The sequence below is a fragment of the Aquibacillus rhizosphaerae genome (genome assembly GCF_030282825.1).
Lineage (GTDB): Bacteria > Bacillota > Bacilli > Bacillales > Amphibacillaceae > Aquibacillus_C > Aquibacillus_C rhizosphaerae.
This window is the reverse complement of sequence record NZ_JASTZU010000011.1, coordinates 15620-37671: the sequence shown is the minus strand read 5'-3', so window position 1 is coordinate 37671 and position 22052 is coordinate 15620. Positions and strand designations below refer to the sequence as shown.

General features: G+C 36.4%; 21 protein-coding genes and 2 riboswitches. All 21 genes read left to right on the top strand.

Features of this window, described 5'->3' with window-relative positions:
• Positions 1-50: 50 nt before the first annotated feature.
• Positions 51-176, bottom strand: a riboswitch (SAM riboswitch).
• A gap of 310 nt (positions 177-486) precedes the next feature.
• Positions 487-593: riboswitch (SAM riboswitch) on the top strand.
• A gap of 331 nt (positions 594-924) precedes the next feature.
• The 21 genes from QQS35_RS01705 to rpiB all read left to right on the top strand — a co-directional run bounded on the left by QQS35_RS01705 (position 925) and on the right by rpiB (position 22039).
• Entirely contained in the window at positions 925-1587 is a 663-nt protein-coding gene (locus QQS35_RS01705; protein WP_285930029.1) for a CoA transferase subunit A, read from the top strand.
• Complete coding sequence (locus QQS35_RS01700) at positions 1584-2246, top strand: 3-oxoacid CoA-transferase subunit B (RefSeq protein ID WP_285930028.1); 663 nt, start codon at positions 1584-1586, stop codon at positions 2244-2246. Before QQS35_RS01705 ends, QQS35_RS01700 begins: the two co-directional genes overlap by 4 nt.
• A gap of 49 nt (positions 2247-2295) precedes the next feature.
• Positions 2296-3066 carry an enoyl-CoA hydratase-related protein gene (locus QQS35_RS01695; protein WP_285930027.1) on the top strand — a complete coding sequence of 257 codons (771 nt, stop codon included), beginning with the start codon at positions 2296-2298 and terminating at the stop codon, positions 3064-3066.
• 344 nt (positions 3067-3410) lie between these two features.
• Complete coding sequence (gene rpoE / locus QQS35_RS01690) at positions 3411-3941, top strand: DNA-directed RNA polymerase subunit delta (RefSeq protein WP_285930026.1); 531 nt, start codon at positions 3411-3413, stop codon at positions 3939-3941.
• 291 nt (positions 3942-4232) lie between these two features.
• Complete coding sequence (pyrG, locus tag QQS35_RS01685) at positions 4233-5840, top strand: glutamine hydrolyzing CTP synthase (RefSeq protein WP_285930025.1); 1608 nt, start codon at positions 4233-4235, stop codon at positions 5838-5840.
• 431 nt (positions 5841-6271) lie between these two features.
• Positions 6272-6637 carry a response regulator gene (locus QQS35_RS01680; RefSeq protein WP_285930024.1) on the top strand — a complete coding sequence of 122 codons (366 nt, stop codon included), beginning with the start codon at positions 6272-6274 and terminating at the stop codon, positions 6635-6637.
• 271 nt (positions 6638-6908) lie between these two features.
• Positions 6909-7766: a class II fructose-bisphosphate aldolase gene (locus tag QQS35_RS01675; protein WP_285930023.1), complete on the top strand. Its 858-nt coding sequence runs from the start codon at positions 6909-6911 to the stop codon at positions 7764-7766.
• A gap of 796 nt (positions 7767-8562) precedes the next feature.
• Positions 8563-9849 (top strand): UDP-N-acetylglucosamine 1-carboxyvinyltransferase, encoded by a 1287-nt coding sequence (locus QQS35_RS01670; protein ID WP_285930022.1) that lies wholly within the window; start codon positions 8563-8565, stop codon positions 9847-9849.
• 638 nt (positions 9850-10487) lie between these two features.
• Entirely contained in the window at positions 10488-11774 is a 1287-nt protein-coding gene (gene rho / locus QQS35_RS01665; protein ID WP_285930021.1) for a transcription termination factor Rho, read from the top strand.
• Between the two features lie 165 nt (positions 11775-11939).
• Positions 11940-12185 carry a type B 50S ribosomal protein L31 gene (locus QQS35_RS01660; protein WP_285930020.1) on the top strand — a complete coding sequence of 82 codons (246 nt, stop codon included), beginning with the start codon at positions 11940-11942 and terminating at the stop codon, positions 12183-12185.
• Between the two features lie 383 nt (positions 12186-12568).
• The gene (locus QQS35_RS01655) at positions 12569-13195 is read left to right on the top strand and encodes a thymidine kinase (protein WP_285930018.1); all 627 of its coding nucleotides are present in this window, start codon (positions 12569-12571) and stop codon (positions 13193-13195) included.
• Positions 13196-13491: 296 nt separating this feature from the next.
• A complete protein-coding gene (locus tag QQS35_RS01650; RefSeq protein WP_285930016.1) occupies positions 13492-13902 on the top strand; it encodes a YhcN/YlaJ family sporulation lipoprotein in 411 nt (136 codons plus the stop codon).
• 76 nt (positions 13903-13978) lie between these two features.
• Positions 13979-15049, top strand: coding sequence for a peptide chain release factor 1 (prfA, locus tag QQS35_RS01645; RefSeq protein WP_285930014.1), 1071 nt, complete (start codon positions 13979-13981; stop codon positions 15047-15049).
• 1 nt (position 15050) lies between these two features.
• Positions 15051-15917: a peptide chain release factor N(5)-glutamine methyltransferase gene (gene prmC, locus QQS35_RS01640; RefSeq protein WP_285930012.1), complete on the top strand. Its 867-nt coding sequence runs from the start codon at positions 15051-15053 to the stop codon at positions 15915-15917.
• Positions 15918-16048: 131 nt separating this feature from the next.
• Positions 16049-16705, top strand: a complete 657-nt coding sequence (gene spoIIR / locus QQS35_RS01635) for a stage II sporulation protein R (protein ID WP_285930011.1) — start codon at positions 16049-16051, stop codon at positions 16703-16705.
• A 74-nt stretch (positions 16706-16779) separates the two neighbouring features.
• Positions 16780-17208, top strand: coding sequence for a hypothetical protein (locus QQS35_RS01630; protein WP_285930009.1), 429 nt, complete (start codon positions 16780-16782; stop codon positions 17206-17208).
• Positions 17209-17487: 279 nt separating this feature from the next.
• Entirely contained in the window at positions 17488-18528 is a 1041-nt protein-coding gene (locus tag QQS35_RS01625; protein WP_285930007.1) for an L-threonylcarbamoyladenylate synthase, read from the top strand.
• A 75-nt stretch (positions 18529-18603) separates the two neighbouring features.
• Positions 18604-19158 (top strand): manganese efflux pump MntP, encoded by a 555-nt coding sequence (locus QQS35_RS01620; protein ID WP_285930006.1) that lies wholly within the window; start codon positions 18604-18606, stop codon positions 19156-19158.
• A gap of 385 nt (positions 19159-19543) precedes the next feature.
• A complete protein-coding gene (locus QQS35_RS01615; RefSeq protein WP_285930005.1) occupies positions 19544-20155 on the top strand; it encodes a low molecular weight protein arginine phosphatase in 612 nt (203 codons plus the stop codon).
• Positions 20156-20207: 52 nt separating this feature from the next.
• Positions 20208-21503, top strand: a complete 1296-nt coding sequence (locus QQS35_RS01610; protein WP_285930004.1) for a methyl-accepting chemotaxis protein — start codon at positions 20208-20210, stop codon at positions 21501-21503.
• A 95-nt stretch (positions 21504-21598) separates the two neighbouring features.
• The gene (gene rpiB, locus QQS35_RS01605; RefSeq protein ID WP_285930002.1) at positions 21599-22039 is read left to right on the top strand and encodes a ribose 5-phosphate isomerase B; all 441 of its coding nucleotides are present in this window, start codon (positions 21599-21601) and stop codon (positions 22037-22039) included.
• Positions 22040-22052 lie beyond the last annotated feature (13 nt).

Sequence of the window (22052 nt, the reverse complement as noted above, 5' to 3'; positions counted from 1 at the left end):
AAAGCCCCCTTCTCATGGAAGGGGGCTGTATGCACGATATACAATCCTCTTCCTCATCTGCAGGTACAACTGAAAAGTTCAGGTTGTAGCCACTGAAATTAGCACCGTTGCAATACAATGATTGCATGGTTGCTGAAGCTTCGTAGGGTCAGTCCCTCAGCCTCTCTTGATAAGGAAATTTCAAACTATTTAGTTTTTTCGATTTTCTAGAATTTTACGTGGTAATTAATAATTTGTCAATCACTTAAATCAATTTCATAATACCAATACTGTATTCACCTGCAACAATGTATAGTTGGATAAACATTTCCAAACTATACATTGTCGCAGATGAAAGAACAAGGTAATTATGAAATTAATCATTAAAGGGTATATTTTGAAAAATAAAAATGTTAACGTTTGCATTTATTCTCCAGTAATGATTGTCGATTTTTTCTATTGAATAATAAAAGGGTATAGGTTAGAATTTACACTAATTAAATAAAATTCTTATCTTGAGTGGTGGAGGGACTGGCCCTATGAAACCCGGCAACCGTCAATTATTTTGAAAAGGTGCCAATTCCTGCAGGATATTTTATCTTGAAAGATGAGAAGAGAACGTCCACTGTAGACAAAACTCTCTTCTTAAACTGGAAGCGAGTTTTTTATTTTTCTAGATTAATCAATTTCATAATACCATTATCGTCACTTAGACTGAATAAGGTAATTATGAAATTGACTCAGATAAGGTAGGTTTTACGGAATCTCGCTCTAATTTTTAGAAAAAACGATATCTTATCGCTTTAGCAGATAACATGCTTTGCGGATACAGCCATAGCCTAATTAGAAGCGGAACAAGAAAAGAACAATATAGCGATAAATTCGCTAGTATGTATACTTAATTTTTGCAACAATATGACTATTCACATAAAAGGGGCGAGAAAGATGTTGAAACCAATTATTAATGCAAAAGACGCTGTCAAACACGTGGAAGATGGTGCAGTGATCATGTTTGGTGGATTTTTAAATGCTGCGGAAACATTAGTGGACGCATTAGTAGAAGCAAACGTTAAAAACTTAACGATTATTAGTAACGATACATGTTATGAAAATACAGGTGTTGGCAAGTTAATAAAAAATAAGCAAGTCAAAAAAGCAATCACCTGTCATATTGGTACAAATCCGGAAACACAACGACAAATGAATGCAGGTGAGTTGGAAGTAGAGATTGTTCCAATGGGTACGCTTGTCGAGAAGGTCCGTGCTGGAGGAACCGGGTTGGGTGGAGTATTAACACCAACCGGACTCGGAACGAAGATTGCAGAACGAAAACAAATAATAGAAGTGAACGGACAGTCATTTATCGTAGAGCCTGCATTAAAGGCTGACATCGCCTTTATTCAGGCAAGTATTTGCGATAAAAAAGGAAACTTATTTCATAAGGGAACAACGCGTAACTGGAACCCAATTATGGCAATGGCTGCTGAGACAGTAATAGTAGAAACAGATAGTCTTGTTGAGGTAGGCCACTTAGACCCGGAAACAGTTCATACGCCAAATATTTTTATCGATTATATCGTGTGCAAAGAAGGGAGCAAAATCTCATGACCTTAAATTCTAGAGAAGTAATTGCGTCAAGAGTTGCCAAGGAATTACATGATGGCGATCTTGTGAACCTCGGTATCGGGTTACCTACTTTAGTAGCGAATTTTATTCCTGATGAGATTGAAATAATTTTACAATCGGAAAATGGAATGATTGGAATGGGACGGTCCCCGGAGGAAGGATTTGAAGACCCAGATTTATTTAATGCGGGTGGTCAGCCGGTAACTGTTAAACAAGGTGGAGCTTTTTTTGATTCTTCCCTATCACTCGGAATTATCCGAGGTGGTCACGTTGATTTAACAGTGTTAGGAGCATTAGAAGTTGATCAGCACGGCAATTTAGCTAGTTGGTCTATTCCAGGGGTATTTTCACCTGGAGTTGGTGGATCGATGGATTTGGTAGTTGGCGCTAAAAAAGTAATCGTTGCAACAGCTCATACAAACAAATCTGGAGCTTCTAAAATATTGAAACAGTGTAAATTGCCACTTACTGCAGCAGGGAAAGTAAATGTTATTGTTACAGAATTAGCTGTATTTGAAGTGAAAGAAGACGGTTTATATTTAAAAGAGTTACAGCCGGGGGTTACATTAGCCGAAGTGAAAGATAAGACGGAAGCGGAATTTACCATATCGAAACAATTGCTAGCGGAAATACAAGTATAAGTCAGCCTCACTAACGAAATGTTTGAATTATATAAAAAGGATGAGATGAATGGAATATATTACGTATCAACAAGATGCAAAAATTGGCTATGTTACATTAGATAATGATAAGCAGCGGAATGCACTATCTGCTCCACTTATCGAAGAATTAAACACATTACTAGCACAAATAGGCGAAAAAAGTGATGTGCATGTCGTCATTATTCAAGCAGCCGGTAAAGTATTTAGCTCTGGTCATAATCTTCGAGAAATTGAAGGTCAAACATCACAAGAAAATCTAGCATTATTTAAAAAGTGTGAACAACTTATGAAAACAATGAGAGATATCCCACAAGTAATTATTTCTAAAGTTCACGGCATTGCGACTGCTGCTGGCTGCCAATTGGTTGCCGCAAGTGATTTAGCTGTTGCGAGTGAGAAGGCGAGTTTCGGAGCACCAGGTGTTCACATTGGTCTGTTTTGTAGTACACCTGCTGTTTTTATTAGTAGAAATGTTGGCAGAAAAAAAGCCGCAGAAATGCTTTTTAGTGGCGATCTAATTCCAGCAGAAGATGCATTGGCACATGGTTTAGTAAATAAAGTAGTAGCGCATGAACAACTAGATCAAGTTACATTAGACCTTGCTAAATCAGTTAGTCGTCACAGTTTATCGACACTAGCTATTGGTAAGAAAGAATTTTATCAGCAATTAAATATGGAGGACTTTCAAGCGCTTAATTATGCCTCTGAAGTTATCGCACTTAATAGTGAGCACGAAGATGCCAAAGAAGGAATCCGAGCATTTATTGAGAAAAGACAACCAAGCTGGAGAGAAGAATAATACTTGTTACGCACAAGCCCAACGGGTACGAATTTGTTTCATGAATTCGTGCCCGTTTATAATTTCTAAACGATGGGTATTACTTTATATTGTTCGAAAAAGTTTGATTAGAGGATATATCTACAGTTTTAAAAAATATAATAATGGTGCAGGCTAGGAGCGTAGCATATTGCATTTTGATTTTTATAACAATATAATGTATGGTAGGCTTTGCAATTTAAAGTAAATTTTACATAAAAGACGTACAACTTGCCTGAGGAAATCAAGGGAATAGAAAGCTTTCACTAGCTAATCCGTAGTGATTAGCGTGAATTTAATAATCACATAAAGGGAGTGCTTTGTCCGTGAGCTTAAAAAAATATAGCAGTCAAGAAATAGCAGAAAGATCTATGATTGAGTTAGCAAACTTAATTTTAATTGAAAAAAATAAAGCAACAGACTTCAGAGAAGTATATGATGAAATCGTAGAACTAAAAGGATTTACAAAAAAACAAAAAGAAGAATACATTTCTCAGTTTTATACTGATTTAAACATTGATGGCCGTTTTATGACGATGGGTTCTAATCTGTGGGGACTAAAAAGTTGGTACACTGTTGAACAATTTGATGAAGAAATAACAGCAGCGCCAAAGAAAAAGAAGAAAAAGAAAAAAGCAGCTACGAAACGAAAAGCTAAGGTCAAAGAACCTGTAGAAGAAGATTTAGACGAAGAAGATTTAGACTTTGATGATGTCGATTTAGACGAAGAGTTAGATGATTATGACGATGATGATCTAGATGATGCTTCAGATAGTGATGATTATGACGATTTTGATGACGATGAAAGTGATGATACTACATCAGATGAAGACGATGATGAAGAGGATGAAGACTAAAAACGTGCTTGACTTTCCAAATACAAATAAGTAAAATTCTATTTGGGCTCCATTCGTTTATTTATAAAAGCGTTCCCCTGTTTCAAGGGGAGCGCTTTATTTTATTTCGATGAATAGTAGGATGCTATGTTTAAATATATTGTGTTATTCACATATGAAACTTTATCTAATAACAAAAATGTTTTAAACTATCCTAATTTTTGTACTAACAACGATTTTTTGTAATAGCGCATGATTAATGTATTGTTATTCCAATACTAACAAAATAAAAATATAGAAAGAGGGATATAGGTGACAAATTATATCTTTGTAACAGGTGGGGTAGTTTCGTCAATTGGTAAAGGAATCACAGCAGCATCATTGGGTAGATTGTTAAAGAATAGAGGGCTTAAGGTAACGATACAAAAGTTCGATCCTTATATAAATGTGGACCCAGGAACAATGAGTCCCTACCAACATGGTGAAGTATTTGTAACCGAAGATGGTGCAGAAACAGATCTAGACTTGGGTCACTATGAACGTTTCATTGATATAAATTTAAGCAAGTACAGCAATATTACAACAGGTAAGATCTATTCCACCGTAATTAGGAAAGAACGACGTGGCGACTACCTTGGTGGGACTGTGCAAGTTATCCCTCATATTACGAATGAAATTAAAGATAAAGTATTTGAAGCTGGTAAACAAACAAACGCAGACGTTGTAATTACTGAAATTGGCGGAACTGTTGGAGATATTGAATCACTTCCATTCCTTGAAGCCATTCGCCAAATAAAAAGTGATATTGGTAGAGACAATGTCATGTATATTCATTGTACACTTGTACCATATATCAAAGCAGCCGGTGAACTTAAAACAAAGCCAACCCAACATAGTGTAAAAGAACTACGTTCGCTTGGTATCCAACCAGATGTGATTGTTCTTCGTACAGAGATGGAAATTAGTCAAGAAATGAAAGAAAAAATTGCGCTATTCTGTGATATCGATGAAAAAGCAGTAGTCGAAATGCGAGATGCAGATACGTTATACCATATCCCTCTAGCATTACAAGAACAAAAATTAGACCAGCTAACATGTGATCACTTCGGTCTTAATTGTGGACAAGCGGATATGACGGAATGGATGGAAATAGTAGAACGTGTACAAAATTTATCGAAAAAAATTACCATTGGCCTTGTTGGAAAATATGTTGAGTTGCCAGATGCTTATATTTCTGTTGTGGAGTCATTAAAACATGCAGGGTTCGCTTTTGATGCGGATATTGATATTCGTTGGATCAATGCGGAAGAAGTAGATGAACAAAATGTAGTTGAGCAACTACAAGGTGTCGATGGAATCCTTGTTCCTGGTGGATTTGGAGACCGTGGAATTGAAGGTAAAATTGAAGCAATTCGTTTTGCTAGAGAAGAGCAGATTCCGTTTTTAGGTATTTGCCTTGGAATGCAACTAGCAACGGTGGAATTCGCGCGTAATGTAGTTGGTTTAGTAAATGCACATTCTGCAGAATTTGATCCAGAAACACCTTATCCAATTATTGACTTATTGCCAGAGCAAAAGGATGTATCTGATATGGGTGGAACATTGCGCCTAGGTGTATATCCATGCCGGTTAAAAGAAGGTACTAAAACGAGAGAAGTGTACAATGACGAAGATGTCATTTATGAGCGACATCGTCACCGTTTTGAATTCAACAATCAGTTTAGAGATCAAATGGAAGAGAAAGGATTTATCTTTTCTGGTACAAGCCCTGATGGCCGATTAATTGAAACAATTGAACTGGAAAACCATCCTTGGTTTGTTGCATCTCAATACCACCCAGAATTCAAATCACGACCAAACCGCCCTCAACGTTTGTTTTACGGATTTATAGGAGCATCAGTTAATAAAAAAGAGAAATAAATTAGATGAATAACAGTAGGAGTTCTTATTTACTAAATAGTAGGTAAGAGCTCCTATTTCGTTTACACCTTTACCATAAAAATACAAAAAAACAGTTTTTTTGTAGGAATAGCAGGAAAAATTAACTTTTAATAGAATATTTAGTGTTAGTTATTTTTTGATTAAGTAGAAAATCTTTTGGAATTTTAATTTATCGTGAAAATAATGTTATTTAAGGGGCTTGTGTTTTTGTGAAAAGTGTTACACTTAACGTAATAGTTGGTAAAAATTAATAAATATATTGTCTCATAGTTAAAAATTCTCCTTTTAAATAAATATAACAAAAGTTAGGTGGATTTTTATAGGCGTTGAATTTAGTAAAACTATCATAAAATATCAATCTATATCGCTAAGCCAAGTTTTTCTAAATTTAAAGAAAGGGTTGAGCTATAATGAAAAAAACGGTAATGATTGTAGATGATCAACTAGGGATCCGATTGTTATTAGAAGAGATTATTAAGAGCGAAGGACATAGTGTTTTTACTGCTGAAAATGGCAAAGAGGCTCTAGATAAAATAGAACAAACAAAGCCTGATTTATTGCTAATTGATTTTAAATTACCAATAATGGACGGTCATACATTAATCCAACAGCTGGAACAACAAGATATTAGAATCCCAACTATATTAATGAGTGGATTAGCAGATGAGGCAGCAAAAAAATGTGAAGGTTTAGAAACAGTTAAACAAGTATTCGCAAAACCATTTAATGTAGAAGAAGCCCGCAGACATATCAATCGTTTGTTAGAACTTCAATAATTCATAATTTATACATATTTATTAAAGTTTGATATAGTGGGTAAAGATTAACATGCTAAAAAGCGTTATTTTATGGATTTTTCAAGTGCGATTTTTAAGTATGTTTTATTGTAAATGACAAATAACTAATAAGAAATTAGCAAAAATTAACCAGAGAAAACGCTTACTATTATTTGATTTGTTGCACCTTTGTCAAGTAGTTGGTATTCTTATAATGTTGGTTATCAGAATTGATATTTTATTATTTAGTTAATTTAAAGGAGGAAATGAAATGCCATTAGTTTCAATGAAAGAAATGTTAGAAGACGCAAAAGCCAAAAGCTATGCAGTTGGTCAGTTCAACCTTAATAACTTAGAATATGTACAAGCTATTCTACAAGCAGCGGAAGAGGAAAAGTCTCCAGTTATTCTTGGAGTATCTGAAGGTGCTGGAAAATATATGGGTGGATTTGGTGTCGTAGTTGCGATGGTAAAAGCTACAATGGAAGCACAAGGTACTACAGTACCAGTTGCCATTCACTTAGACCACGGTTCTAGCTTTGAAGCATGTGCTAAAGCAATTCATGCTGGATTTACTTCAGTAATGATTGATGCTTCTCACGGAGAATTTGAAGATAACGTTGCAGTATCATCTAAAGTTGTTGAATTAGCACACTTTCATGGTGTATCTGTTGAAGCAGAATTAGGTGTTGTTGGTGGACAAGAAGATGACGTAATCGCTGATGGCGTTATTTATGCAGATCCAAAAGAATGTCAAGAACTTGTTGAGCGTACAGGTATTGACTGCCTAGCTCCAGCATTAGGTTCTGTACACGGACCATACAAAGGTGAACCAAACCTTGGATTTAAAGAAATGGAAGAAATCGGTTCAGCTGCAAGTGTTCCACTTGTACTTCACGGCGGAACAGGAATCCCGACAGCTGATATTAAACGTGCGATTTCTTACGGAACATCTAAAATCAATGTAAATACTGAAAACCAAATTCAACAAACGAAGGTAGTTCGTGAAGTGTTGGATGCGAACCCTGAAATGATTGATCCACGTAAATACCTAGGACCAGGCCGCGATGCAATTAAAGCAACTGTAATCGGTAAAATGCGTGAATTTGGTTCATCTAACCAAGCATAAAAAGTATATTTTTAAACATAAAAAAGGAACTGCAACTTGCAGTTCCTTTTTTATGTGATAAGAAATTCTCTATTCACTTTAACAATAATAAAATCATTCTTAAGCATTGTTACTATACCACAGGACGTTGAAATGGCACTCATGAATTTGCCCCACCCAAAGAGAAGAAGAATTCCATGAACGTTAATGTTATGAGAGGAAGGCTTAGTATCAATTAGAAACCTGTAAACTAGCTTTGGTAGAATGCTTCGACTCCTGCGGGAACAGCAAATGTTTCCGATGGGGCGAGTAATCGCAGTCCCACGCGTCCGAAGACCCCGCAGTAAGTGTTTTTTGCTTTCGATGAGGCTAAGGCCGTGCCCGCGGAAAGCGAAGTATTCTGCTAGAACGGTATAATAGCACTTAAACCATTTGCCCTTTATTTACGAAGTACTTTATATTTTATCTGTCACAAACAATAAGCTTTTAGAAAACAACCTTAACTAAAGACGAGTTCTAATTGTAAAAGAATTTAAAAGCATTTATAATAGTTATAATTGTTGCTATAAAGTGGCAATATAAATTAAATTAGTTTTTCATTAAAGAAGAACTTCTTCTAATGTTGGTAATTATAATATCGTACATAGGAAATTCGAATTTCTTCCAGTTGGCACGGTTATTATTTTTTAATGGAAATGACATTTCTTATGCATAATTAACGAGAAGTTGTTGATTTAAAAAATAATACTGTATTGTTTTGGTAAATATGTGCAAACTAAGAAGTGAAAGGATTTACCTTAAAAGTGAGGAGTTCCAAATGCAAAAAATACTTGTACAAGGTGGCAATCCTCTTACTGGTAAAGTGAGGATTAGCGGGGCGAAAAATAGCGCGGTTGCTTTGATACCTGCTGCTATTTTAGCTGATTCGAAAGTGATCATTGAAGGATTGCCTCAAATTTCAGATGTAGATATTTTGAGTAATTTGTTGGAAGAAATAGGTGGAAGTGTCTCATGGCGAGGTCAAACAATTCACATTGATCCAAGTCAGATGACTGCGATGCCATTACCAAACGGCAAAGTGAAAAAACTTCGCGCTTCCTATTACTTTATGGGCGCAATGTTAGGCCGTTTTAAAAAAGCAGTTATTGGCTTACCAGGTGGATGTCATCTTGGACCCAGGCCAATTGATCAGCATATTAAAGGATTCGAAGCGCTTGGTGCTAAGGTAACAAATGAACAAGGCGCAATTTATCTTCGTGCTGATGAATTAAGAGGTGCGAGAATTTATTTAGATGTAGTTAGTGTCGGTGCTACCATTAATATTATGTTAGCGGCAGTTAAGGCTAAAGGTAAGACCATTATCGAAAATGCTGCAAGAGAACCGGAGATTATCGATGTTGCTACACTTCTTACTAGTATGGGTGCAAAAATAAAAGGTGCTGGTACAGATGTCATTCGTATAGAAGGTGTAGAAACACTTACTGGTTGTATGCACACAATTATTCCTGACCGAATTGAAGCAGGAACTTATACGATTATGGCTGCAGCTCAAGGAGAAAAAGTGTTAATTGATAATGTAATCCCGCAGCACTTAGAACCATTGCTCGCAAAACTTCGGGAAATGGGTGTTAATATTGAGGAAGGGGAAGAACAGTTACTTATCACTTCTAGTAAGAACTTGAAGAGTGTTGATATAAAAACCTTAGTTCATCCCGGATTCCCAACAGATTTACAACAACCATTTACATCGTTGTTAACGAGTGCGCAAGGTACAGGTGTTGTTACAGACACGATTTATCAAGCGAGGTTTAAACACATTGACGAGTTGCGGAGAATGAATGCACAAATCAAGGTGGAAGGTGGCTCCGCTATTGTGTCAGGACCTGTACAATTAGAAGGAGCGAAAGTGAAAGCGAGTGACCTTCGCGCTGGAGCGGCATTAATTATTGCCGGTTTAATGGCAGATGGTATCACAGAAATAACAGGATTAGAGCATATTGATCGTGGTTATGAGAAGTTAACCGAAAAATTGAAAGAGTTAGGTGCAGACATTTGGCGTGAAGAAATGACAGAAGAAGAAATTGAACAATTTCAAAATTCATGACCTAACATATTTTACACCTTGAAAAGGAAGCCGTCTCGTTTGTGGCTTCCCTTTTTACTATGGTTAAGCCCCAGTGATTCTGTCGGGTGGAGATTCTTTCATCCGATCTTCATAGATAGTTTCGGAATTATTTCTAGTTAAAAAACCAAAAAACATCGAAATCATGTCTAAATAGTGAGTTTTTCTATAACTTTTTAAATTTAACTATAAAATAGAGTTGAATAAAACAATTTTAAAAGGTAATATGAAAGAGGTTTAACTCAATCTAGTTTAGGGAACCTTTAATAGAGAAAACTTCAATTCTAGCTTTTATGTTTTCCTTCTCATTCTTCTTGGCACATTGGTTTATTAACTCCACTAGAATTCTTCAATAATTTATGTGTGGAATAAATTATTTTCAATAAACTTGCCAAAAGACTTCATTCTAAAGATTTGTATAACCCAAGGAGTATTATTTATGATTTTAATTTAGTCGTAATATTGGTATAGGAGAAAAGACCTCTCTTAAATTGACTCATCCGTTTATGATTGAATAGAGTGGCTTACATAGTAGCCTGATTATTCGTTATGCTCTAAATAAAATTAAAGATTATATGTATGAAATAAAAAAAGAAAAATTAAATAGGTGTGGTGATTTTGTGGCTGAAGTAACAATTTCTCAATTAGAGTCGATGACATTAAAAGATCTCTATGCGCAAGCGAGAGAATTTAAAGTATCGTATTATGCAAAACTAACAAAAAAGGAATTAATTTTTTCGATTTTGAAAGCTCAGGCTGAAAAAGGCGGATTTCTCTTTATGGATGGTATATTAGAAATCATCCAATCAGAAGGGTTTGGTTTTTTACGTCCGATTAATTATTCACCAAGTGCAGAGGATATCTATATATCTGCATCGCAAATTCGACGTTTTGACCTCCGAAATGGAGATAAAGTATCAGGTAAAGTAAGACCACCGAAAGAAAACGAGAGGTATTATGGTTTGTTGCATGTGGACGCAGTAAATGGAGAGAATCCAGAAGCTGCAAAGGAACGTGTGCATTTTCCTGCACTAACGCCTCTATATCCAGATAGATTAATGCGTCTAGAGACAGAAACGAAAAATATTTCTACACGGATTATGGACTTAGTTTCACCGGTTGGTTATGGCCAACGTGGTCTAATCGTTGCCCCGCCAAAGGCTGGGAAAACGATGCTACTTACGCAAATAGCGAACAGCATTACAAAAAATCATCCAGACGCTAAGTTAATCATTTTATTAGTAGATGAGCGACCTGAAGAAGTAACAGATATTGAACGTTCGGTTCATCCTGATGTAGACGTAGTGAGCTCAACATTTGATGAAGTGCCGGAGAATCATATCAAAGTATCTGAATTGGTGTTGGAACGAGCAATGCGTTTAGTTGAACACAAAAAAGATGTCATCGTTTTGATGGACAGTATCACTAGATTAGCAAGAGCGTATAACCTAGTAATCCCACCAAGTGGTAGAACATTGTCAGGTGGTATTGACCCAGCTGCATTCCATAGACCTAAGCGTTTCTTTGGTGCTGCACGAAACATCGAAGAAGGTGGAAGCTTTACGATTCTTGCGACTGCGCTAGTAGAGACAGGCTCTCGTATGGATGATGTCATTTATGAAGAGTTTAAAGGTACAGGTAATCTGGAGTTGCATTTAGATCGTAATTTAGCGCAACGAAGAATCTTCCCTGCCATCGATATTATACGTTCTAGTACTAGAAAAGAAGAGCTTCTACTTCCTAAACCGCATTTGGAAAAAATGTGGGCAATCCGTAAAACGATGCAGGATTCTCCTGATTTCTTGGAGCGTTTCTTAAGAAAACTAAAAGCTTCAAAAAACAATGAAGAGTTCTTCCAAAATGTGGAGGAAGAGATGAAGCGTAAAGGTACAGCTCGTAGGTCTTAATGGTTAATAAGTAACAAGCGTTTGTCAAAATAAAAAAAACAAGCTCTTGCAAACAAAAATTGACACTGTTATAATCTTTCTGTATGAAATAAAATACTTTTCATTGCAAAGGTATTTATAATAACTCTGTTTCTAAATGATTCAGGGCAAAAGGAGTGGAAAGACATGAAAGAAGCAATTCATCCGAATTACAGAAAAGTTGTTTTCCTTGATACAAGTTCTGATTACAAGTTTCTTACTGGATCTACAAAGACTTCTGAAGAGACAATCGAGTGGAAAGATGGTAACACATACCCATTAATCCGTGTTGAGATTAGTTCAGAATCACACCCGTTTTACACTGGTAAGCAAAAAGCTGACAAAGCTGGCGGCCGTGTAGACCGATTCAAGAAAAAATACAATCTTGGTTAAAAAGCGGAGACGACTGGTTAACTCAGGCTGGATAAGAAAGACAGCTATAGTGTCGTGAACTTCGACACAATATATGGATTGCTTATCATAGCGAGGAGTTAGGAGTCGTAGCTGAACAGCGGCTTAAGCTGTTTGCTACCAAGATTAAATAAAAGTGGTTCTTTAACCAGAATCCAAAAAACAGGCAAATTGTCTAACGTTTGCCTGTTTTTTTACTTTTATTTTACTGGAATTATCCTTTTTTCTTCTAGAAATCGCTATTTTTTACAATAAACCTTATAAATAATTGGATTTTTAGAGCAAGTCTTTAAAAGTTCGGTTTATAATAAACAATAAGACGAATCTCACATATAACTTAACTATCGAAGGGAGAGACCTGTAAAGTGCACGTAATGAAACATACTGGATGGGTAGAACTAATTTGCGGAAGCATGTTTTCAGGAAAATCAGAAGAATTGATTCGACGTGTTCGTCGTGCTACATATGGCAATTTATCTGTTAGAGTGTATAAACCAGCCATTGATAGTAGGTATTCTGAGGAATCTGTGGTTTCTCATAATGGAACATCAATTTTGGCAAGACCTGTAGATTGTGCCGATGATATTATTAATAATATGGATAAAGATATTGATGTGGTTGGAATTGATGAAGTTCAATTCTTTGATGATAAAATAATTGAAGTCGTTGATGAACTTGCGAATTTAGGATATCGTGTAATCGTTGCGGGTTTAGATACGGATTTCCGCGGAGAACCTTTTGGCCCGATGCCTAAGTTAATGGCTTTAAGCGAGTCCGTAACAAAACTGAATGCTATTTGCCCTCTCTGTGGGTCACCAGCGAGTAGAACACAACGTTTAATAGATGGAGAGCCTGCTTCTTACGATGACCCTATAATCCTTGTGGGAGCTTCTGAGGCATACGAGCCGAGATGTCGTTATCATCATGAAGTACCGAATCGTCCGAGGTTAGCATTAGATTTAAGTTCTTCTAAGGTTGCTAATAATAAATAATAGAGTAACGAGCCCGATTTGAATCGAGCTCGTTTTTTTGATCTAGATATCGCTAGTTTCAATCAATAACATAACTAAGCGAAAAGTGATTACAGGTTACGTGCCATAGGATAATTACATAGGAATGAAAATAGGAATGGTATATTTTGATCCTCATTCTTATGTTTCATAGCATGAGTGCCCAGGTATAAGTATACCTGGGCCTAATTTTTTACATACCGATCTTTTATAAAGCATCTGCTTACTGGTCATACTATAGAGTAAGTATGAACTTGTAGAGGAGGCGCGGAATACATATGAAATATCGGATTGTTTTATTTATGTTTACGATAGTGGTGCTAACTGCATGTCAGCAAGGAAACCCTTCAGAGGTGCTTCGAGATCCGGAGTCGCCTCTTGGTCCAGATGAAATTGAAACGACAGATGAAGGATATACTCAAACTAATAATCCAGGTCCAAGGACATTTGGTCGAAATGGAGAAAGTCATGATATCATAGAAGATAAGAAAACAATAAAAAAAGCTGCAGAACGAATGCCGGATGTTCAAGTAGTATCGGTAGCTATTATGGAAAATGAAGCGCATGTAACGGTAAAAGTTAGTACACCACTTAGTAGCAATGAACGAAAGGATCTCCAAGCTAATATCAAATCTGCTATTGAGGCAGTTACTCAAGAATACGAGATTAAAATCACAACAGAATCATGACCTCCGAATTTCGCCTTTTGACGGGGGTTTTCTCTTGTACTATAATTAGACTGTTAAGGAGAAAGAGGTGGAAGACGTGCTAGATAGATTAGAATCATTAGAAGCTCGTTATGATAAGTTGAATGAATTACTAAGTGATCCCGAAATAATTAATGATACAAAAAAGTTAAGAGAGTATTCAAAAGAACAATCAGACTTAGAAGACATTATTCAAGCTTATCGTGAATATAAAGAGGTTAGTTCCGAGTTAAATGATGCAAAAGTAATGCTAGAAGATAAATTAGATCATGACATGTATGAAATGGTGAAATCAGAAATAAGTGAGTTAGCAGAGAAAAAGGAAGAACTTGAAGAAAGCCTGCGAATATTACTTCTTCCAAAAGATCCAAATGACGATAAGAACGTTATTATGGAAATAAGAGGTGCTGCTGGTGGTGACGAGGCTGCTTTGTTTGCTGGTGACCTTTTCAGGATGTACTCGAAGTATGCAGAGACACAAGGTTGGAAGCTTGATGTAATGGATGCTAACTCTACTGGTGTTGGCGGTTATAAAGAAATCATTTTTATGATCAATGGTAAAGGTGCGTATTCAAGTTTTAAATTTGAAAATGGTGCACACCGTGTTCAACGTGTACCTGAAACAGAATCAGGCGGACGAATCCATACATCTACGGCAACGGTTGTTGTTATGCCGGAGGCGGAAGAAGTAGAAGTAGATGTTCATGAAAATGATATACGAGTAGATACATTTACTTCTAGTGGTCCAGGAGGGCAGAGTGTTAATACTACCATGTCTGCTGTTCGTTTAACGCATATGCCGACTGGAATTGTTGTTTCGATGCAGGATGAGAAATCTCAAATTAAAAACAAAGAAAAAGCAATGAAGATATTGCGCGCTCGTATTTATGATAAGTTTCAACAGGAAGCGCAAGCAGAGTACGATCAAACAAGAAAATCCGCAGTCGGTACTGGGGATCGTTCTGAGCGTATTCGCACGTATAATTTTCCGCAAAACCGTGTAACAGACCACCGTATTGGTCTAACGATTCAAAAGTTAGATCAAATCATGGAAGGTAAAATGGGAGAGTTTGTCGACGCGTTAATGATTGAAGAACAAACAAAGAAAATGGAACAGATTGGTGAGTAATATGACGAAACAACCAATGACTATTCATGAAGCCCTTCGTTGGGCTTCTCTTTTTTTACAAGAGTTTCATCGTGAAACACCTGTCGCAGAAATATTACTGATGCACCACCTTCATATGACTAAATCGCAATTGTTAATGTCACTAAGAGATAAAATTAATCCGGAAACGTTGAGCCTTTTTGAAAAGGATATTAAACGTCATGCTTCTACTGGCGTACCTGTGCAACATCTTACCGGAGTCGAAGATTTTTATGGTAGAGAATTTCAAGTAAATAAAGATGTACTTATCCCAAGGCCCGAAACAGAGGAATTAGTGTTAGGTGTATTGGCACGAGTGGACAAGTACCCAAAACCGGTTTCTGTTGTCGACCTTGGTACGGGTAGTGGGATTATTGCAATTACCTTAAAACTAGAGAATCCTGAACTGATTGTAAACGCTAGTGATCTTTCAGAGCACGCATTAAATGTAGCTAAGCAAAACGCCAAATGTTTAGATGCAGACATTGACTTTTTCCAAGGGGATTTTTTGTCCCCTTTCATAGAGAATGACATAGAAGTGGATGTCATCGTCTCTAACCCACCATACATTCCGTATGATGAGGAAGCTACATTAAATGATACCGTTAAAGATTACGATCCAGCACTCGCGTTATTTGCAGATAGTGACGGTTTAGCTGCTTATCAACAAATTATTAACAATGCCAAACACGTCCTAAAAAAACCGGGACTGATTGCTTTTGAAATTGGTCATCAACAAGGAAAACAAGTAAGTGAACTAATTGGACGTAAGTTTCCCCATAGTAAAGTGGAAGTAAAAAAAGACATTAATAGTAAAGATCGAATGGTATTTGCGGAGATTTTTGCATAAATAACTAATAAGAAATGTGGATAATCAACATATCCACATTTTTATTTTAAAAAAATACTAGATTACAAGTTTAAAAGATAAAGTTCCTGCCCATACTGTGGATAACAGTTTATAAGGGGGCAGGAATTATTATGAAAAGGTATCTAGCGGCATTTTTTATATTTTTAGTTTTATTCGGCTCATTTCCAGCCAAGGGATTTAGTACAGGAGAGCAGGAGCAATACACAACATCGGATTATCAAGTCATCCCAGATGAGGCAATCCGTTTACGAATATTAGCAAATAGTGATAATGAAAAAGATCAAGTGCTAAAACGTGAGATTCGTGACCAAGTAAATGAGGAAATTACAGAATGGGTAGAAGAGATTACTGAAATTGAACAAGCAAGACAATTGATTGAAAATCGTTTAGTTGATATTGATGCAATAGTTAAAAGAGTCCTAAAAGAAAAAGGGATAGATCAAGACGTTAAAGTTGAATATGGGGATAACGTTCAATTTCCTACAAAAGTTTACGGTGCTTATGTATATCCTGCAGGTGAATATGAAGCAATTTTAATCACGTTAGGAGAAGGCAAGGGTGCAAATTGGTGGTGCGTTTTGTTTCCTCCATTATGCTTTTTAGATTTCTCAAATGGCACAAGTGTTGACGAAGAAGCGCAAGAAGAAAAGAAAGAAGAAAAAGAAGAGCCTAAAGAGGAAGAGAAAAAGAAAAAAGACAAGGACGAAGATGATGAAGAGAAGAAAGAAGTCACGTTTAAACTTTTCTTTTTAGATTGGTTTAGCTAATCTAGCATATTTCTCTCTATTTTTCATAGAGTAGTAGTAACTACTAAAAATGATTAATAGGGAGTGGAAAGTAAATGAAATTTGTAAATACATCAAATTTAAAGGCTAGTGTACTACATGAATTTTTTGAAGAAAAATGGGAGACGTTTGATAATCAACAGTCCTTAAGGGAATATGGGTATCTTGTCGAACACAAGGGTGTCTATCAAGCGTATTTCGCGCTAGCGCCTGTGGAAGAACAAGCATTTTGGTTAAAAAGTTTATACATAAAAGAAGGAGTCCCTTCGTCTTTCCCACTGGCAATTATTGAAGCATCGATTACATTAGCAAAGGATAATTTAGGTTCTTATTTATATATTAATAGTCATCAAGACGCTTTAAGTTCTCTACTTTCTCTGATGAACTTTGAAAAAAAACAAGAACCTTTTTTTGCTGAAGGTCTTGAATGTAAGGATGGTACCTGGTGGAAAATGGATGTAACGAGCATAGCCCAAACAAATTGATATAGTTATCAACAACTGTGGATAAACTATGTTAATAAACTGTGTATAGTTGTGGATAACATACAGATAACTTTTGAACGAAATAAATTAATAACGCTAAATTTACATCTATCTCGCCGATTTTGCGCTAAAATAAAAGCTCTTTGCCTAATTACAATTAGGCAAAGAGCTTTTTCCTTTCTTCCTCAAATAGCAGAAGTGCTTGCGAAAATAAAAGGTACCTTTCATAATGTGGATAAAGTGTTGATAAAAAGCGAATGGTTGTAAAAGGAGTAAATAATGAAAAAAGAAACAAAGTATTGGAAAATTGACAAAATAAAAGATGATCATAAAATAGCAATGGAAGAAGCGGCTCAATTAATAAAAGATCAAGAAGTAGTTGCGTTCCCTACGGAAACTGTGTACGGACTTGGAGCAGATGCGACAAATGAACAGGCTGTAGCAAAAATTTTTGTCGCAAAAGGCCGTCCGTCTGATAATCCGTTAATTGTCCATGTCGCAGATGAACATCAAATAGAGCAATATGTTACAAGTATTCCTGATATAGCTAGGAACCTGATAAAAGCCTTTATGCCTGGGCCACTTACTATCATTTTAAAAAGTAATGGGAAGATAGCTAAGAATGTGACAGCAGGACTAGATACCGTTGCTGTACGAATTCCAGATCACCCCATTGCTCTTGAATTGCTTCGTTCAGCCAATCTTCCACTAGCTGCCCCAAGTGCAAACGTTTCTGGTAAGCCCAGTCCAACAAAAGCAGATCATGTATTTCATGATTTAAATGGCAAAATAGCTGGCATTGTAGATGGTGGAGCGACAGGTGTTGGGTTAGAATCGACGGTAATAGATTGCACGAGTGAAATTCCTGTGATTTTACGACCAGGTGGCATAACGATAGAAGACTTGAAACAAGTAATAGGTGAAGTAATGCTAGACCCTGCATTAACAAAAACCGAAGATCAACCTAAAGCACCAGGGATGAAATATAACCATTACCAGCCAGACGCACCTTTGTGGTTAATTAACGGCGATGCGAACTTTTTTCAAGATCAAATTAACCAACTAGTAGAAGCAGGGAAAAAGGTAGGTGTGATGGGAAGCGTAGAATTAAAGAGTGAGATTCAAGCTAAAATGATTATTTCATGCGGTACACGTCAGGACTTGAAAGATATTGCCATCCATCTATACGATACGCTTAGGGCTTTTAAACAAACTGATGTTGATATCATTCTATGTGAAACTTTCGTTGAAACTGGTGTAGGTCAAGCAATTATGAATCGTTTAAATAAAGCGGCAACACGCAAGATTACACAAGACTAGTAGCGGAAACTTGCGCATATATCCCTCTCTCAAAGCATATAGTGAAATAGCATGTCCGGAGAGAGGGGTAGTGGGATGTCGGTGGCGTTTATTGGGGAATTTTTTTCTCTTTTATTTATGGCAATTGCTTTAGGAATGGATGCATTTTCAGTAGGTCTGGGGATGGGGATGCAAGCGTTAAGATTAAAAAGGATTTTCTTTATTGGTGTAACAGTGGGCATTTCTCATATTGCTATGCCATTCCTGGGGATTGTTATTGGCAAGTTTATTTCGACAAGAATGGAAGGATTTGCAGTATTAGGTGGCGGTTTATTACTATTTGGATTAGGTGTGCAAATGGTACTCAATTCATTTAATCGTGATGGAAAACAAATTATGAAACCAGTAGGAATTGGACTTATGCTATTTGCTTTTAGTGTAAGTTTAGATAGTTTTTCCGTTGGTTTAAGTTTAGGGTTATCAGGAGTAAAAACATTCCTAGCACTCATGCTTTTTGGACTAGCTAGTATGTTTATGACGTGGACAGGCCTATTAGCAGGTAAAAAAGCAAGAGGTTTATTAGGAGTCTATAGTGAATTGCTTGGTGGAAGTATTCTGTGTGGCTTTGGATTAAAGATAATATTTGGGTAAATATCTTTCAATTGTATAAACACATAGAACATCGCCTAATAATAGTGTAGGCGATACATAGTTGTTACAGCTTAAGCGGAGCGATTTTGACTTAATGAGTAGGTAACGCAAAATAACCTATCAAAAAGTATAAAAATAATAATAGGAATTACTAAGCAAGGACTCATGTTTACTACGTTGAAAAAATAGTAAACTTAAGCCCTTGCTTCTTTGTCGCTACCTAAGATTGTGGTATAGTTTTTGACATAGAGAATTTATTTCAATGGTTCCACTACACTTACTCGAAGAATAGGCATATAGGTAGTAGTTCATCATAACAAGTTAGATTGTCTCATGGAAAAAAACAGGGCACCTAAGATTTTCATAATTAATGGAGGTTAAAGTAATGAAGATATTATTTGTTTGCACCGGAAATACATGTCGTAGTCCGATGGCGGAGGCTTTACTTAAAAAGTTATCTTCAGCACAAGTCAAATCTGCAGGGATATATGCGGGTGACGGGCAACAGGCTTCGCAAGGAACGCTTGACGTACTTCGTCAAAAGGGAATTGCCCTTAATCACAGGTCACAACCTGTATCCATTGACTTGTTAAAATGGGCAGACCTTGTTTTAACAATGACAACTAGCCATAAGCAAGCTTTAGCCCTTCAATACCCAACCTATAATGATAAATTATTTACCTTAAAAGAATACGTTGACCAAGAAGATAATGAAATATGGGAAAGACTTAAAAAAGCTTATTCGGAATTAGAGGATAAAAGAGCTGTTTTTATTGCTGAAAGGGGAAAAGAATTAGATCATAATGAAATGGATCGTGCCCTATACGACCATTTAAGAACAGAAATAAGTGATATTCAAGTACTAGAAGCGAGATTACCGAACTATGATATATCTGATCCATTTGGTGGGGACGTGTCTGTTTATCAAAAAACTTTAAAAGAAATGGAAAAGTATGTTGAACTATTGGCGAAAAAAATAGAGAATAGAAATAGTTGAAGTTTTTAAATTACCACTCATTTTAGTTGCCTATACATCAGGAGGAGAACCAATGGAAAACAGATCAAGATTAAACCTGCGTTTAAAACTAGTTATTTTTACAACATTATTGGCAATCGTTACCTATTCAACAAGTGCTATTTTTATTTATCTAGTATTTAATCAGGTAGAGTCCTATATCGGGATATCAGAAACACAATTCGTTTTAATTACATTAGTACTCGGTATCATTTGGTCAGGGATATTAGCATTTTTTGCAGCACGTTTCATTACAAAACCATTAATAAAACTAGAAGAGGTTGCATCAAAAGCTGCAGATGGTGATTTGCAACAAGAAATAGAACTGCCAAAGTCAATGGATGAGATTGGGTTACTAACAGTAGCATTCAGTAAAATGCTAACAAACCTAAAAGGTATTATTGGGAATATAGATGCTAACTTTGAACAAACAAATAAATCTGTTCATGAGATCAAGGAAGCAGCTTCACGTTCAGCGTCCCAAACAAGCTTGATAGAACAGACGGTTATGCAAATATCAGCAGGTGCAGAAGAATCATCGAAATCGATTCAACGAACGGCTGAATCGATTGATAAATCGACACAGATTGCTAGTCAAGTTAGCCAGAAAGCAAATACATCGAAACATAAGTCTGATGCGATGATGAAAGATTTAGATAGTGGTAAAGAAGTTATTCATTCATTAATATCTGGAGTTAACGCATTAGCTGAAAATCAAGAAGCGTCTTTAAAAGATGTTGAGCAACTATCACAAAATGCAACAGAAGTAGAAAATATTATTACAATGGTTGGAGATATTGCTGAACAAACTAATTTACTTGCTCTTAACGCGTCTATTGAAGCAGCAAGGGCTGGGGAGCATGGAAAAGGGTTTGCTGTTGTTGCTGAGGAAGTAAGAAAACTGGCTGATCAAAGTACCCAGGCTGTTCAAGGGATTTCTGATCTTATTAAAAATATGCAACAAGATGTAACCCAAGTTGTTACGAAGATGACGGAACAAGTGAATCACACACGTGATGAAGCTAAAAAAGGTGAAAATACTAACCAGGTTATTCAAAATATGTCAACATCCGTTGGAGAAGTTGTAGGAACGATTGAAGAAATAGCAACGCTTGTCGACAAACAATTAATAGAAATCAAAGCAACATCGAAACAATCACAAGAGGTTTCAGCGATTGCAGAAGAAACATCAGCAGGAGCACAACAAATGAGCGCCTCGGTCCAAGAACAAACAGCTGTTTCAGAACATCTAGAGGAACTGGCAATTACATTAGAAGACCATGCACAAGTGTTAAAGAAGCAAATTCGTCGTTTTAAACTAACTAGTTGAGTCAATTTCATAATTGCCTTATTCATAGGTGACGACAAGATTGGTATTATGAAATTGATTAAGTTAATAAATTACCGTAAAAGGAGCATGTGAAAATGAAAGTTATTCTAGCGTCTGATCATGGTGGGATTAATTTATCAAAGGAAATTGCTACACTTTTAACAGACTTAAAGATTGAATTTGAGGATATCGGGTGTAATTGTGCGGATTCGGTGGATTACCCGGACTACGGGATTCCAGCAGCAGAAAGAGTTGCGAATGGTGAGTTTGATAAAGGTATTTTAATTTGTGGTACTGGAATTGGTATGTCAATTGCGGCAAACAAAGTCAAAGGTATCCGTTGTGCACTTGTTCATGATGTGTTTAGCGCGAAGGCAACAAGAGAGCATAATGATTCAAATATGCTTGCGATGGGCGAGCGGGTCATCGGAGCTGGTTTAGCTGGAGAAATTGTACAAACATGGTTAGGCACAGAATTTTTAGGTGGCCGACATGCAAATCGTATCGGGAAAGTAAGTGAATACGAGACGAAGTAAGGTTGGGAAGGAA